We start from the raw sequence: 14,930 nt of genomic DNA, 5'->3' as shown, positions 1-14,930 counted from the left end.
GCCGTTGACGGTGGCGGAGTGGCCGGCGTGCTGGCTGGTGAATGATCCGGCTACGCCCTCCACGGTGGCTGGCTATGCATCCGTCCCCATTTCCAACCGCAGATACCAACCCCCACGGCCCGGCTCCGCCACAGACCGCAGACATCTACCACCCATGGCATGGCCGGTCTGCAGATCCCCACAGCCGCAGCGCGGCTACACCCACCGGCGTGCCAGACGATCGTCATCACGGTCGGGGACGACATCCAGGAGACGCTTCGACGTGTCGACGAGGCACTCGTTGGTCTGGCGGGGCCCGGCGAATGACGGCGCCGCCGGACCCTCTCCAGTCCGGTGCTGGTAGGGGTGTCGCGCTATACGGGGATGCCCGTCGAAAGGCAGTTGCCGCAGGTCACGAACGGACTGGAGCACCTGGCCGGACTACTGTGCGACCCCGAGGTCTGGGGCCTGCCCGAAGACGCCGCCGTGCTGGAGCTGGGCATGACCGCGCTGGTCGAGGGGACGGTCGCCCATCGTCCGGCGGGGACACGTTCGAACTCGGCGAGCCTCAAGCCCGCGAGTTCGTCAACGACACCGTCGAGGAGTGCCGTTACGTCGTGGTCGTCACCCGCAAGGATCGGGCCTGACGGCGATCCAGGAACTCGTGCGCGCGGGATTTCACGGCGAACGAGCTCATTCCCCATTCGGGGTGCGGCCGCGTAGCCGGAGCGCGCGCAGCGACGCCTCGATGGCGAAGCGCCGGTCGGAGTCGGCGAGGTCGTCGCCCATGAGCTGGTCGAGCAACCGCGTCCGGTACCGGACGGTCTGCACGTGCATGCCGAGTTCGCGGCTCATCGTCGTGGCGCGGCCCCGCGTGCGGAGCCAGAGTTCCAGGGTCTCGATGAGCCGCTGCCTGCGCCGCTCCGACACCCAGGCGAGCGGGACGATCGCGCGGTCCGCGATCCGCGCCATCAGCGGCTCGTCGGCCAGCAGCCACAGGGTCATGATGTGGTCCTCGCACAGCAGGAGGCCGCGCCCGTCCCCTCCCCCGGTCCCAGCGCCGTCCACGACGCCGTCCGTGGCCAGTTCGAGCAGCCGGCGCGCCCAGCGCAGCGAGTGCCCGGCGGACGCCGGCGGGACGGTCAGCCCGGCCACCGCCCATCCTCCGGCGAGGGACGCTTCCAGCATTTCCCGCCGGTCGTGCGAGAACGGGCCCGGCACCAGCAGGTAAGGGGCGGGGTCGGCCGCGTCCAGCAGCACGTCCGCGTCCAGCAGCGGCCGGACGAGCGGCGAGCCGGGCGGCAGGGCGACCATGGTGACCTGCTCGGGCGGCCGCCAGTCGGCGGCGGCCGGGACCTCGGTCGCGGGCTCGCCCCGCGCCAGGCCGCGCAGCAGCCGCAGCCGGGCGGCCGTGCGCTCGACGTCCCGGGCCCGCTCGTAGCCCTCCCGGGACAGCGCCGCCGCCTGGTCCATGTACTCCGCGAGGGCCTCGGCGAGCGCCGCGATGGCCTGGACGGAGACGCTCCGGTCCGCCAGCTGGGCGCGGATCCGCGCCCACGCCGCCCCCGTCCCGATGCGGTAGGCGGCCTCCAGCACCGCCAGCGGCCGCCCTTCCATCACCTCGAACGCGCCGACCTTGCGGCACAGCTCGTCGCGCTTGTCCAGCGGCCGCCCGGGATCGACCATCCAGTCGAGGAAGCCCATGATGTTCCGCTCGGTCGCGGCGCGGAGCACCTGGTCGTAAGGGCCGCCACGGGGACGCGCATAGTCCGGGACGCTGTCGCGGACCCGCTCGATGACCTCCTCCACGAGGCTCGGCACGAGTTCGCTCGTGATCACCGGGAGCTGGTCGGCGAGCAGGCGCCGCGCCTCGGCCAGCCCCTCCGGCGCCGGAGGCTCCAGCGCCGGGCGCCGCCCGAGCGGTCCGTGGGACGGGCCCGTCATCGACCCGATCCCGGCTGCTCGGGGCGGGCCGGGTCCCGCGGACCTCCCGGGGCCGGTCGCCGGTTCCGCGCCCTCAGGACCGCCTCCACCGCGAAGCGGGCCTCCGGGTCCTCCAGCGGATCGCCGATCAGCTGCCGGACCTGCTGCAACCGGTACCGGACGGTCTGCGGATGCAGATGCAGCCGGGCGCCCACGTCGGTCACCGTCGACCAGGTCTCCAGCCACACCCGCAGCGTCGTCGCCAGGACGGTGCGCTTGTCCTCGGGCAGGTGCTCCAGGCCGCCCAGCAGGCGCTCGGCGAGCAGGTCGGTCAGGTGCGGGTCCGCGCACAGCCAGAGATCGAGGAGATGGTCGTCGACGTGGACGACGGGCGCCTCGGCGATCACGCCCTTGAGGGTGAGGGCGAGCGCCTCCCGCGTCCAGCGCATGGCGTCGGGCAGCCCGCCGAGCGGGACGGTCGGGCCGATCACCACCGGACCGCCCGTCACGGGCGTGCCGAAGACGGCGTGCCGCGCCGCGTCGAACGGGCCGGGCACCAGCAACCGGTACGCGTCGCCCTCCTGGTCGGCCAGGACGTCACCGTGCGCGGCATCGCGCGACCACCGGGTCCCGGGCCGGACGGCGACGGGCGTCGCCTCCGCCGGCAGGCTCCACCCCGACCGGGCGGCCAGGTCGGCGAGCGCGGCGGGTGCGGCCGGCGGGCGGTCGACGAGCCCGCGCAGCAGGCGCCGGCGCAGCGCGGCCCGCTCCTGCACCGCCCGCCCGTCGCTTCGCAGATAGCCTTTGACGATCTGGGTGATGACCCGGTCCCTGTGGGCGAAATGGACCTCCGCCAGCCACGCGACGTCCTGTCCGGTGACCTGATGGCGGGCGCAGACCTCGACGAGGCGGCGCCACGACGTGCGGAACGCGACGCCGATCGCCGCCTGCACGGTGTCCAGGCTCCGCCCGGCGCCGCCCTCCTGCTCGCCGAACAGCCGCAGCAGCCCGTCCAGCCCGTCCAGCGGCTGCGACAGGCCCGTGGCGCGGACGAAGAACGCCTGGATCGCCTCCTGGACGATCCGGCAGGCCGACGGCGAGGTCCGGTCGGCCGACGCGTAGGCGGGGACGGCGGCGCGAACGGCGGCGCAGACCTCCTCGCACAGCTTCGGCGGTCTCGACCGCAGCACCTCGGCGAGTCCGGGGGACAGCACCACGGGCCCCACGCTCCCGTCCCTCCTTCCAGCGCCGCGGCCGCGCCGCGGGCACGCGGCAGGGGTCCGCCCGCGGCGCCGATCCGGCCGGGCGGGAGCGGCCGCCCTCAGACCTGCCCGGCGACGGTACCTCCGGCGCCGGCGCGAGAAAAGGCTCCGCCGCGTCCCGATGCGGACAGAATCCATCCGGCCGCCCCCGATATCGGAACGGGCGGATAAGCCTTTTCGGATACCAGACCGCGCGCTCACGCGATGACAATGAGCATGCCGTCTCACGCGCGCCGGGGAGAGCCGTTCGTACGATCGGCAAAAGTTCGCGGCTCGTTTTACTCACTCGATGACAGAACTTGCGGGGAACGCGTCGAGAGGCCGCGTCCGCTATTGCCGACCCGCGCCGGCCTGCCTACCGTACCGGCCAGTAGGTGAATGTGAGCTCACGCACTCGCGAGAAAGGCCCGGGCCCCCGCCCCGAGGGCCCGGCGTCCCACCCCGAAGAAGGGCAGAACCATGCGGAAATCCGCTGCCGCCGCGCTCACCGCGGCCGGCACCGCAGCCTTCGCGCTCCTCCTGAGCTCGACCGCCTACGCCGCGAACCTCACCGCCACCGTCACCAACGGCGGCAGCGTCACCGCGGCCAACTCCGGCAACCTGGTGTTCAAGGACACGACCACCAACCAGGCGATCACCTGCACCTCGTCGCACGCCAGCGGCAGCGTGCCGAACGGCACCAAGTCCGGCGCCTCGCCGCTCAGCGTCGGGTCGCTCAGCAGCGTCTCGTTCAGCGGCTGCACCGGCACCGTGCTCGGCATCAAGATCACCTTCACCGTGACCACGTCCAACCTCCCGTGGAGCGTCAACGTCACGGGCGCCACCTCGGGCTCGACGACGGCGGGCAGCATCTCCGGGATCGCCACGCACCTGTCGGCCACCGGCTGCAGCTTCGACGTCGGCGCCGGAGGCACGGGCGTGGCCAACGGCAGCTACACCAACGGGACCGGCGCGCTGACGGCCTCGGGCTCCGGGTCGCTGCCGATCAGCAACGTCAGCGGCTGCGCCGGCCTGGTCGGAAACGGCCACAACGGATCGCTGTCCGGCACCTACATCGTCAGCAACGGCAGCGGCGGCCACCCCAGCATCAACGTCACCTCACCGTGACCCCTGCCGCCTGAACCGATCCGGGGCCGCGCGCCCCCGCCGTGAGCCTCGCGGCCCGGCCCGGCGAGCCGGAGACGCCTCGGCGTCTCCGGCTCGCCCTGGTATCCACCCCTCTCTTGGAGACGCACATGCGCCATCGCGCCATACGGGGACGCCTCGTCGTACGGGGCCGCTTCGTCCTTCGGGGACGCCTCGTCGCCTTCACCGGCCTGCTCGGCACCACCTTGACCGCCCTGACCGTAATGCCGGCGCAGAGCGCGCTCGCGGGCCCGCCGGCCGAGATCTCGCTGTCCAAGGCGGGCGGCGTTCCGGAGGCCCTGGTCGACGGGCTGGCCCGGGGCCCGAAGGGCACCGTCTGGTTCGCCGAGAACGCGGGCGGGATCGGGAAGGCGGACGCGACGGGCGCGGTCACCCGCTTCCCCGTGGCGGCCAATTCGCAGAAGTACGCGGGAGTGCCCTCGGCAATGGCCACCGCCTCCGACGGATCGGTCTGGCTCGCCGACGCCTCGCAGGCCGTGCCCCGCATCGGCAAGGTGAACACCGCGAACGGGAGCATCCGTTTCTACGAGCTTCCGGAGACGGCCGCGGGCATGAGCGACCTGGTCCAGGGGCCCGACGGCGCGATGTGGTTCACCGGCGCGGGAGGCGCCTATGTCGGGCGCCTAGAACCGGCATCGGGCAACGTCACGATGTACCAGGCGCCGTTCGGCGGGCTGTTCGGCGCCCTCACGCGGGGCCCCGACGGCGCGCTGTGGTTCACCAGCGACTCCACCCCGATGGTCGGCCGCATCGACACCGCCGGGAACGTCACCACCTACGCCCCGCCGGGAGCCGCCACCGCCGTTCCGGCGCTCGGCGGCATCACCACCGGCCCCGACGGCGCGCTCTGGTTCACCGAACCCGGTGCCGGCAAGATCGGACGGCTGGCCCCCAAGACCGGGCAGATCACCGAATACGCCGTGAAGACCACCGCCTCCCAGCCGGAGGGCATCACCAGGGGCCCCGACGGCGCCCTGTGGTTCACCGAGGCCGCCGCCAGCAACATCGGACGCATCACCCGCTCCGGCAAGGTCACCGAGTACCCCCTGCCCAGCACCTATTCCGCCCCGACCCGGATCATCCCGGGCCCTGGCGGGCAGCTGTGGTTCAGCGAACCCGGCAAGGGCGTCATCGGACACTTCTCCCCCGCGTCCCCGCCGTCGGGCGCTCCCCATCCGGCCGTCACGATCGGTTCCGCGCCGAGCGCCGCGACGCCCTTCCAGAAGCAGTGCGCGTCCGGGCTGCTGTGCATCCGCGAGGTCACCACCGGCGGGACCACGAAGATCGGCGGGTTCCGCCTGGACCTCCCCCCGGGAGCGATCCGCGTCACCGGCGCGGTGACCGACCTGTCGCCGGGCGCGACGCTCACGCCTCCCGTGGAGGGCGAGGAACTCGTCTCGGCCCCGGTGAACGTGCCCGGCGGCCTCATGGGCACCCTCCCGCTCATCGGCCCGATCCTCGGCATGACCCCCGCCGCGATGCTGCCCTTCAACAAGCTGACCGTCACCCAGTCGCTCGCCGGGCCCGTCGGCCTCGGGGTCACCGACGCCGGCACCCTGCAGGCGACCCTGCCGCTCACCATCCACCTCGGCAACGACCTCCTCGGCCCCACCTGCACGATCGGGCCCGTCACGGTGGCGGTCGCGCCGACGTCGCTGACGAACTCCTCCGGTTACGGCGGGATGAACCTCAACCCCACGGCGCTGCCGATGGCCGCCAAGGACACCGGCGCGGCGGTCCCGGCCGCCACGGGCTGCGGGCCGTTCGACAGCGGGATCCTCGACCCGGTGATCAACGCCATCATCGGGCTGCCCTCGCCGTCCGGCAAGAACACCTTCGACCTGCCGCTCGTCCTCAGCCTGGGCACGGGCGTGGCGCCGGCCTCCGCCCGGTCCCTGAAGGCCGGCGCCGCCGGCCGGCCGAGCCTGCCCTTCCTCACCCGGCCCGCTCCGCGTCCCGGGAAGCTCCTGCCCAACGCCACCACGTTCAAGGCCACCGGCGTCACGACCAAGGCGACCGTGCGCCCATGACGCACGGCGCCGGAACGCATCGGTGAGGAGCCGCCCGCCGCGGGCCGCGGCGGGCGGGCCGCCCGTCCTCACGCCGGGGACGGGCGGGCGCTCGGATCGGCACTCTCCGTGTCGGCCTCTGCTCGGTTTCATCGCCGCGTCCCAACCTCGCGCGCCGGCGTTGGCCGACAGAACAGGCCCGTTCGCGGTGCGTCTCGCGATGCTTGGGCGATGCGTCGACCAGAGGTGCCCGCCGTGACAGAACGCCGTGCCGCGGCGAACCGCGACCTGCGACGGGCCGGGGCTCGGCCAGCGGCCCGCGAACAGGCGCGCGAGGCCGCGTTGATCGCCGACATCGAACGGCTGGTGTGCTGCGAATCCCCGTCCGACGACCTGGCCGCGGTCGCCCGCAGCGCGGAGGTGGTCGCCGAGATCGGCGCCCGGCACCTGGAGGCCGAGGCGGAGCGGGTCGTCATCGACGGGCGCACCCATCTCCGCTGGCGTTTCGGCGCCGAACCGCGCGTCCTGCTGATCGGGCACCACGACACGGTGTGGCCGATCGGCTCGCTGGAGACGCACCCGTTCCAGGTCCGCGACGGGGTGCTGCGCGGACCGGGATGCTTCGACATGAAGGCGGGGCTGGCGATGGCGTTCCACGCGTTGGCGGCGCTGGACGACCTGGACGGCGTGACCCTCCTCGTCACCGGTGACGAGGAGCCGGGGTCGCCGTCGTCACGGCGGCTCATCGAGAACGAGGCGCGGCGCTGCGCGGCCGCACTGGTGCTGGAAGCCGCCGGGCCCGGCGGGGCCCTGAAGACCGAGCGCAAGGGCGTGTCGCGCTACGAGGTGCTGGTGCGGGGAAGGGCCGCGCACGCCGGCCTGGAGCCGGAGCGAGGCGTGAACGCGACGGTCGAGGCGGCCCGCCAGATCACGGCCGTAGCGGCAAGATCCTGTCGCCGCCTGTAAGGACCATGGCAGCATCAGACCCAGGCAGCGGCTCGCGCCGTCCAGCCGGTCGTGCTGCTCGACGAGCCCGGCGCTGTCGTGATCGGCCCAGGACCTCCACTGAATCCGGACGCTGTGGCCGAGGTCGGTCCAGGCGTCGTCGCTCACTACTTCACCTACTGCGAACCCTTCGCCGCGTACCTTCCCGACCGGAACAGCGTCTTCATGACAAGGACCCTCGGATCGGCGTGAGGGCGCGGCGTTGCGCGAGCCCGCGTAGGGCGGTTATCTGATGGGGCGCGCGGGTAATGCGCGGGGATGTTCTTTGACGGGTTCGAGCTGGATCGAATCGATGTCGGGGAAGTGACGCTGCGGGTGCGGCATGGCGGTTCCGGGCCGCCGGTGCTGCTGTTGCACGGGCATCCCCGTACGCATGCCACCTGGCACAAGGTCGCGCCCCGTCTCGCCGAGCGGTTCAGCGTCGTGTGCCCGGACCTGCGGGGCTACGGGGAGTCGTCCAAGCCGCCCACCGACGCCGAGCATGCGCCGTACTCCAAGCGCGCGATGGCCCGCGACGTGGTGGGCCTGATGCGTGGGCTCGGCCACACGGAGTTCGCGGTGGCCGGTCACGACCGGGGCGCGCTCGTGGCGTTCCGGACCGCGATGGACCATCCGTCGGCCGTCACCGGCCTGGTGGCCATGGACGGGTTGCCGGTGGTCGAGCACCTGGAGCGCTGCGACGCCCGTTTCGCGGCGGCCTGGTGGCACTGGTGGTTCTTCGCCCAGACCGACAAGCCCGCCGAACGGGTCATCAACGCCGACCCCGACGCCTGGTACACCGCGACCGACGAGCACATGGCGCCCGAGGCGTGGGCCGACTACCAGAACGCGATCCACGACCCGGAGACGGTGCGCGGGATGCTGGAGGACTACCGGGCCGGGGTGGGCATCGACCGGCGGCACGACGAGGAGGACCGGAGCGCCGGACGCCGCGTCCGGTGCCCCACGCTGGTGCTGTGGTCGGCGAAGGACGACCTGGAGGACCTCTACGGCGACCCGGTGCGGATCTGGCGGGCCTGGGCGGACGATGTGCGCGGCCACGCCATCGACTCCGGGCACCACATGGCCGAGGAGGCGCCCGCCGCAGTGGCCGACGCGATCGCCGGCTTCCTCGGAGGCGCCGCCGGCCCAGAAGGTGTCTTCGAACCTTTTCCGGATCGTTGAAGGGATCGGAGACACCTTCTTAGAGGGAGTTTCGTCCCAGTAGCTGGCGGTTGACAGCGGTTCTGGAGAGGTATTGAGGGCCGAGGTGGTGGGGCGGGTGAGTCTTGAGGCTTTTCGGGATGCTATGGAGGCGGATGTGGGGTCGGTTCGCCCGCATAATTCTGTCTCGTCCCAGAACCTCAAGTGAGCGCGCTCTGCCTTGCCGGATTCTGCATACGCCTGGGCATCTGGTTCCGCCTGGCGTACAGCCTGGTCATGAGCACACGCCGTGGTTATCCCAGTGATCTGTCCGATGCCCGCTGGGCGTTGATCGAGCCGGTCCTGACCGCCTGGCGCGAGGAACGCATGGCCGGCGCGCTGGCCATCGGCCGTCCACCCGAACACGACCTGCGCACCCTGATGAACGCCATCTTGTACGTCGACCGGACCGGCATCCCGTGGCGCTACCTGCCGCACGACTTCCCGCCCCACCAGACCGTGTACGCCTACTTCGCCCGCTGGCAGCGCGACGGAGTATTCGCCCAGCTCACCGGGCTGCTGCGTGACCTGGTCCGCGAGCAGGAAGGGCACCGGGCCCAGCCCAGCGCCTGCATCATCGACTCTCAAAGCGTCAAGCCCTCCATCGACGTGCCCACCTCCGGCCAGGGCACCGATGCCGGCAAGAAGATCGTGGGCCGCAAACGCCACATCGTCACCGACTCCCTCGGGCTGCTGCTGGCGGTGCTGGTCACCGCGGCCAGCGTGCCCGACGGCACCGCCGGCATGCAGTTGCTGGCCGGAGTGGCCGCGGCCCACCCGACGATCACCAAGGCATGGGCCGACACCGCCTACCGCACCAAGGTCATCGACCACGCCGCCACCCTGGGCATCGACCTGGAGCCCGTCCGCCGCGACCCCGCCACCAAAGGATTCGTGCCGCTACCGCGACGCTGGCTGGTGGAGCGCACGTTCGGCTGGCTGATGTTGCACCGCCGCCTGGCCCGCGACTACGACACCTTGCCGGCCCGATCCGAAGCCATGGTCCACGTCGCAATGATCAACCTGATGAGCCGCCGCCTCACCGGCGAGGCCACTGTCACCTGGCGGGGCACTTGACACCACAGATACAGGACGAAACTCCCTCTTATCTGCAGGCTGCGTTGATGGCGTCGCTCACGCTGCTGATGTGGTCCGCGCCCTCGTGTCTGGGCGGCAGTAGGGCGGTCAGGTACGCGAAGACGAGCCGCCGGGTCGGGTCGGCCCAGGCGATGCAGCAGTTGCTGCCGCTATGGCCGAACGTGCGTGGACTGCTCAGCCTGCCCATCGGTGGGCCGCCACGGGCGCCTGACCTGGGTCCGCCGAGTTGGAAGCCCTGTGACCACCGGATCGGTAGGTTGAGCAGCCGATCCGTCTCGCCCTCGCTCGACGGCAGGGTGGCTTGCGCGATCGTCGACGGGTCGACGACGCGCACGCCGTCCAACTCGCCGCCCTGGAGCAGCGCTTGGTAGAACCGTGCGAGGTCCCGGGCCGTGGTGGATATCCCCGCCGCGGGGACCACCGCCCGCCGTGCCGCGGGCCGATTGAGGCCGACCCGCACGATCTGATCCACCGGGGCGCTGGCACGTACCGGGACGTGCCGAGACCACAGATGATCGGGCAGGCCGAGATAGGTGTCGTGCAGGCCGAGCGGCCGAAGCAACCCGGCGGTGAGGGCGTCTGACACCGGGATGCCGCCGACTTGACGGACGAGTTCCCCGAGAATGACACCGTAACTGATGACGTGGTACGCGGGGACCTGCCCGGGCGGCCACCGGGGCCGAGCCCGCTCGACGTGGCGTACCGCCCGCTCCCAGCTCATCATCGCGAGCGCGTCACCGAGCATGCTGCTGGACAGGGGAACACCCGCGCGGTGCTGCAGCACCTGCCGGATGGTGATGCGGTCCTCGCCATGCCGGCCGAACCGCGGCCAATACGCGGCCACGGCGTCGTCCAGGTTCAGCGCGCCCCGCTCGGCGAGCTGGTGCACCAGGAGCGCGACGAACGGCTTGCTGGCCGAAAAGATCCAGAACAGCGAGTCAGGCCGACACGCGACCGAGCGATCGAGCACGACCCGGCCGTCGCGAAGGACGCAGATCTGGGCGGCCGCCCGCCGCGCCGCAACCAGCTCCAACGCGCGAGCAAGGCCGGCGCTGTCGACGCCGACCTGCTCCGGCGGACACTCCGTCCAGTCGACCACGCCCGCCTCGACCCGCCCGTCACCGACACACGCCCAGAGATCGCAAAGCTACCCCATCCGGACCGGACAACCGCACGCTCATCATCGTCACTTTGCGCAGCCGCAAATCGCCCGGGGTGCGATTCTTTTTTTGAAGAACCTGGATGAGCTGGGTTTTCGAGAAGGTGTCTTCAATCCCTTCAACGATCATCGGAAAGGTTCGAAGACACCTTCTTACATCGACAAACGTTGCCGCCAGGCCTTATTTAAGTGCCTTTAGGGGCCAAAAGCCCCCTAAGAGCTCTCCAGTACCTGCAGGCCGATCACGCCGATGACGATCAGAGCGAGGAATGCCAGCCGGGCCGGCGACGTGCTCTCGCCGAACGCGACCATGCCGGCGAGCGCAACGCCGAGGGCCCCGAGGCCGACGAAGACCGCATACGCCGTCCCGACCGGCAGCGTCCGAAGCGACAGCGACAGCACGACGACGCTGAGCAGCGCCACCGAGAGTCCGATGACGGTCGGCCACAGGCGCGTCAGGCCGTCCGAGTACTTCAGCGCCGTCGCCCACACCAGCTCCGTCGCCCCCGCGATCAGCAAGAAGACCCAGGCCATCAGGCCGAGTACCCCCCGTCCACGGCGATCGCCGCACCGCTGACATGGTCCTCGCCCAGGCCCGTCAGATCCGTCGCCATCCCAGCTCCTCGCCACTAATCGGAGAAAATTCCGCTTAGGGAGCTTAACCGGAGATTTCTCCGGATATCAACCCGTTACGCTGGTGAGCCGTGCCGAGAGGGGGCTGGATGCGGGAGCTGCCCGTGGTCGGGCGTCCGCCCGCCGAGCGCGCGGACGCCGCGCACAACCGCCGCCGCATCCTGCGCGCCGCCGCGGAGGTGATCGCCACCCGTGGGGCCGAGGCCGTCTCCATGGACGAGGTCGCGCGGGCCGCCGGGGTCGGCGTCGGCACGGTCTACCGCCGGTTCGGCGACCGGGCCCGCCTCGTCTACGCCGTGATCGACGACCGCGAGCGCGACTTCCAGGCCGCCTTCATCACGGGCCCTCCGCCGCTCGGCCCGGGCGCCGCGCCCTCCCAGCGCGTCCGCGCCTTCCTGCACGCCCTGGCCGACCGGACCGAGGCCCAGGCCGACCTGCTGCTGATGGCCGAGTCCGACCCGCCCGACGCCCGCTTCCGCGACGGTTCGTACGGCCTTTACCACCGGCACCTGGCGATGCTGCTCCGCGAGATCCGCCCGGACGCCGACGCCGCCTACCTGGCGGACGCCCTCCTCGCCCCCCTCGCCGCGAACCTGTTCCTTCACCAGCGCCGGATGCGCGGCATGCCGCTCGACCGGATCAAGGCGGGCCTGGACGCCCTCGCCGCAAGCCTCACCGCACGACCCGATGCCGCGCCCGCCGACCGCCCCGGTTGATCATTCACCGGGGCGCCCCCGACGTCCGCGCTGTCGGCGAACTCCGGCGGACGGCGGCCCGCAGACAGGGCGCTAACAGGGCGAACACCCGGTCGATGCGTGCGGCGCGGCTGGCGGGGCCGTCCCGAGTGCAGCCACTCGCGGGCGGCCGTGTCCGGGGCGGCGCCCGCGGCGGTGGTGAGCAGGTCGGCGGTGAAGGCGCCAGGGAAAGCGCCGGATGTGCGGCGAGTCCGGCCCGCCACCGATGGCGCGCACGCTCGTGGACCACGGCCTGCCCATAACGCGGCTCGCCGCAAGTCAGTGCGTTCGCCGGACGCGGCGGGCGAGCAGGGCCAGCAGGAGGGCGGGCGCGACGAACACGGCCGCGCGGAGCGTGGTGAGGTCGGCGAGCGCGCCGAGGACGAGCGGGGCCGTACCGATCGCGACCCCGGACGCAAGCGCACAGCGGGCGGAGGCGCGGGCGGGCTGGGACGGCCACGCCGCGAGCGCCTGTCCCAGGATGACCGGGTACAGCAGCGCCACGCCGAGGCCCACGACGAGCAGCCCGGCGACGGCGAAGGGCGCCGGCGCCGTCCACAGCACGGCGAATCCGGCGACGCCGACGCCGGCCGCCGCCGCGACGAGCCGGTCCGGGCGGCCGCGCGCCAGCCGGACGAGCGGCGCGGCGGCCGCCCGCGCGAGCGCCATGCCGAGCACGAAGGCGGTGGAGAACATGGCGGCGGTGCCCGCGGACAGGCCCTTCACCGAGCCGAGGAAGTCGGCGGCCCAGAACATCATGCAGAACTCGGTGCCCACCGCGAGCACGAGGTCGAGCCACCTGCTGCGGAACGTGCGGGGCGCCCGGCCCGCCGCGGGCGGCACTGCCACGGCCGCCGGGGGCGCCACGGTCAGCCGGGTGATCAGGAGGACGGCGGCCACGGCGAGCGGCGGCACCACGAACGCCGGCCGCCAGCCCGGTCCGTGCGCGACGGCGGCGCCGATCGCCAGCGGCGCGAGGACGGAGGCGGTGCTCGCCACCGCGTTCGCTTCCCCGATCGGGACCGTTCCATCCCCGCCGTGCAGGGCGCGCAGCGCGGCCGGGATCAGCTGGACGAGCCCCGCGCCGCCGAGCCCGAGAACCAGCGCGCCGAGCCCGGCGCCGAGCCGCCCGCCGCCGGCGGCCATGATGGCGGCGCCGGCGACGAGCACGGTCAGCGCGGCGGGCGGCGCGTACCGTCCGAGCCTTCCGGCGAGCCGGTGCCCGACCAGGCCGACGATGACGAGCCCGAGGGCGAAAGCGGACGGGTAGAGCGCCACCTCGCCGCGCGGCAGCCCGCGCTCCTCACGGAGCTGCGGCAGGATCGCGCCGAGCGCGGTGAGCATGTAGCCCAGGCACCCGAGCGCCCCGTAGAGGCCGAGCGTTCCGCGGGTCCGGCGAAGGGCGCCGGCGGGGCCGGTCAGGGTCCGGATCTCGGAGGCCATGCTTCACCTCAGCTCCCGAGGATTATCCTCGTCACACGAGGATAATCCTGTCCGGCAAGGATGTCACCATGCGACCGAGCACCGCCGCCGCGCGGGCCGGCACCGCGCACTCGGCCCGCGCCCTGCGCAGCCAGGGAGCGCTCGCCGTCCTGCGCCACGTCCACGCGCACCCGTCGGCGACGCGCGCGGACACCGCCCGCGCACTGCACCTGAGCAGCGGCTCCGCCACCGAGATCACCGCCCGGCTCAAGGCCGCGCGCCTCATCGACGAGCGCGCCCCCGAGCGCACCGGCGGCCGGGGCCGGCCCTCTCCCGCGCTCACCGCCCACCCGGAAGGCCCGCTGGTGTGCGTGGCCGACATCGGCCACGAGCACTGGCGGGTGGCGTGTGCGGAACTCGGCGGCCGGATCGTGCACGAGGACGGCGGGCGGCATTCCGGCTCCCCGGACGTGCTGGACGTCCTCGCCGACCGGATCGAGACCGCCCGGGCCGCGTACGGGTCCCGGATCCGCGCGGTCTCGGCCTGCGTCGCCGGAACCGTCAGCGGCACGCGGGTGGTGCAGGCGTCCGGCATGGGATGGCGGGACGTCGACCTCGAACCGCTCAGGACGCCCGGGACCCTCCTGCTCGTGGGCAACGACGCCTCGCTGTCCGGGCTCGCCGAGGCCCGGCGCGGCGCGGGCGCCGGGACGCGGGTCGTGCTGCACCTGACCATCGAGGTGGGCGTCGGCGGCATCCTCGTCGTCGACGGCGGCCCGGTCGACGGCGCGACCGGCGCGGGCGGGGAGTTCGGTCACGTCCCGTTCGGCGACCCCGGCGTGGAGTGCCCGTGCGGCGCGCGCGGCTGCTGGGACATGGCGGTGGACGGGCGGGCGATGGCCCGCGCCCTGCACCGGCCGCCGCCCCCGGACCCGCGCACCGCGGCCGGGGAGATCATCGCGTCCGCGGCGTCCGACCCGGCTGCGGCGCACGCGGTGGCCGGCGCCGCGCGCGCCTTCGGACGAGGCGTCGCCGCGCTCGTCAACGCGCTCGATCCCGGCCTGGTCACGCTGTCCGGCCTGGCGGTCGACCTCCGCGCGGCCGCGCCCGAGGCGCTCGCCGAGGCGTACACCGCAGGGCTGATGCGCTACCGCCGGGCCGCGCCCCCGCCCGTCCTGCCCTCGGTGCTCGGCCCGAACGGGCCCCTCACCGGCGCCGCCGACGCCGCCTTCGACATGCTGCTCACGGAGGAGGGGTTGGACGCCTGGACGCGCCTGCCCGTCTGACGCCGCCCCGCGGCCGATGTCACCGGCGTGGCCGTACAGCCCGGCATCGATGAGAGGCCGCGCCGCTCGACGATCTGCGAGTTCGCCGGCAC

General features: G+C 73.0%; 13 protein-coding genes. 7 read left to right on the top strand and 6 right to left on the bottom strand.

Annotation, left to right across the window (positions count from 1 at the left end; genetic code table 11):
• Positions 1-672 precede the first annotated feature (672 nt).
• The gene (locus amrb99_RS07380; protein ID WP_190853846.1) at positions 673-1,923 is read right to left on the bottom strand and encodes a helix-turn-helix domain-containing protein; all 1,251 of its coding nucleotides are present in this window, start codon (positions 1,921-1,923) and stop codon (positions 673-675) included.
• A complete protein-coding gene (locus amrb99_RS53000; protein WP_190853844.1) occupies positions 1,920-3,128 on the bottom strand; it encodes a PucR family transcriptional regulator in 1,209 nt (402 codons plus the stop codon). Before amrb99_RS53000 ends, amrb99_RS07380 begins: the two co-directional genes overlap by 4 nt.
• Before the next feature lie 495 nt (positions 3,129-3,623).
• Here amrb99_RS53000 and amrb99_RS07370 point away from each other — a divergent pair, with 495 nt between their 5' ends.
• The 5 genes from amrb99_RS07370 to amrb99_RS07350 all read left to right on the top strand — a co-directional run bounded on the left by amrb99_RS07370 (position 3,624) and on the right by amrb99_RS07350 (position 9,583).
• On the top strand, positions 3,624-4,271 hold the full coding sequence (locus tag amrb99_RS07370) for a hypothetical protein (RefSeq protein WP_190853842.1): 648 nt from the start codon (positions 3,624-3,626) through the stop codon (positions 4,269-4,271).
• A 128-nt stretch (positions 4,272-4,399) separates the two neighbouring features.
• A complete protein-coding gene (locus amrb99_RS07365) occupies positions 4,400-6,340 on the top strand; it encodes a hypothetical protein (protein WP_190853840.1) in 1,941 nt (646 codons plus the stop codon).
• Positions 6,341-6,574: 234 nt separating this feature from the next.
• The gene (locus amrb99_RS07360) at positions 6,575-7,285 is read left to right on the top strand and encodes a M20/M25/M40 family metallo-hydrolase (RefSeq protein WP_347256574.1); all 711 of its coding nucleotides are present in this window, start codon (positions 6,575-6,577) and stop codon (positions 7,283-7,285) included.
• A 297-nt stretch (positions 7,286-7,582) separates the two neighbouring features.
• A complete protein-coding gene (locus tag amrb99_RS07355; protein WP_190853836.1) occupies positions 7,583-8,488 on the top strand; it encodes an alpha/beta hydrolase in 906 nt (301 codons plus the stop codon).
• Positions 8,489-8,743: 255 nt separating this feature from the next.
• Positions 8,744-9,583 carry an IS5 family transposase gene (locus tag amrb99_RS07350; protein WP_190853992.1) on the top strand — a complete coding sequence of 280 codons (840 nt, stop codon included), beginning with the start codon at positions 8,744-8,746 and terminating at the stop codon, positions 9,581-9,583.
• Between the two features lie 28 nt (positions 9,584-9,611).
• On the opposite strand, the gene amrb99_RS07345 is transcribed toward amrb99_RS07350, so the two are convergent.
• The 3 genes from amrb99_RS07345 to amrb99_RS07335 all read right to left on the bottom strand — a co-directional run bounded on the left by amrb99_RS07345 (position 9,612) and on the right by amrb99_RS07335 (position 11,297).
• Complete coding sequence (locus amrb99_RS07345) at positions 9,612-10,703, bottom strand: serine hydrolase domain-containing protein (RefSeq protein ID WP_190853834.1); 1,092 nt, start codon at positions 10,701-10,703, stop codon at positions 9,612-9,614.
• Positions 10,704-10,722: 19 nt separating this feature from the next.
• Positions 10,723-10,893 carry a hypothetical protein gene (locus amrb99_RS07340; protein WP_190853832.1) on the bottom strand — a complete coding sequence of 57 codons (171 nt, stop codon included), beginning with the start codon at positions 10,891-10,893 and terminating at the stop codon, positions 10,723-10,725.
• A gap of 83 nt (positions 10,894-10,976) precedes the next feature.
• Positions 10,977-11,297, bottom strand: a complete 321-nt coding sequence (locus tag amrb99_RS07335; protein ID WP_190853830.1) for a multidrug efflux SMR transporter — start codon at positions 11,295-11,297, stop codon at positions 10,977-10,979.
• 188 nt (positions 11,298-11,485) lie between these two features.
• Here amrb99_RS07335 and amrb99_RS07330 point away from each other — a divergent pair, with 188 nt between their 5' ends.
• Complete coding sequence (locus tag amrb99_RS07330; protein WP_190853827.1) at positions 11,486-12,112, top strand: TetR/AcrR family transcriptional regulator; 627 nt, start codon at positions 11,486-11,488, stop codon at positions 12,110-12,112.
• Between the two features lie 297 nt (positions 12,113-12,409).
• Here the strand turns inward: amrb99_RS07330 and amrb99_RS07325 are convergent, their stop codons facing one another.
• Complete coding sequence (locus tag amrb99_RS07325; protein ID WP_190853825.1) at positions 12,410-13,573, bottom strand: MFS transporter; 1,164 nt, start codon at positions 13,571-13,573, stop codon at positions 12,410-12,412.
• Between the two features lie 68 nt (positions 13,574-13,641).
• Here amrb99_RS07325 and amrb99_RS07320 point away from each other — a divergent pair, with 68 nt between their 5' ends.
• A complete protein-coding gene (locus tag amrb99_RS07320) occupies positions 13,642-14,838 on the top strand; it encodes an ROK family transcriptional regulator (protein ID WP_190853823.1) in 1,197 nt (398 codons plus the stop codon).
• The last annotated feature ends 92 nt before the right edge of the window (positions 14,839-14,930 follow it).

It is taken from the genome of Actinomadura sp. RB99, assembly GCF_014706005.1.
GTDB lineage: Bacteria > Actinomycetota > Actinomycetes > Streptosporangiales > Streptosporangiaceae > Spirillospora.
Note: the sequence above shows the minus strand (reverse complement) of the source record. Positions and strands in the feature narration are given on the sequence as shown.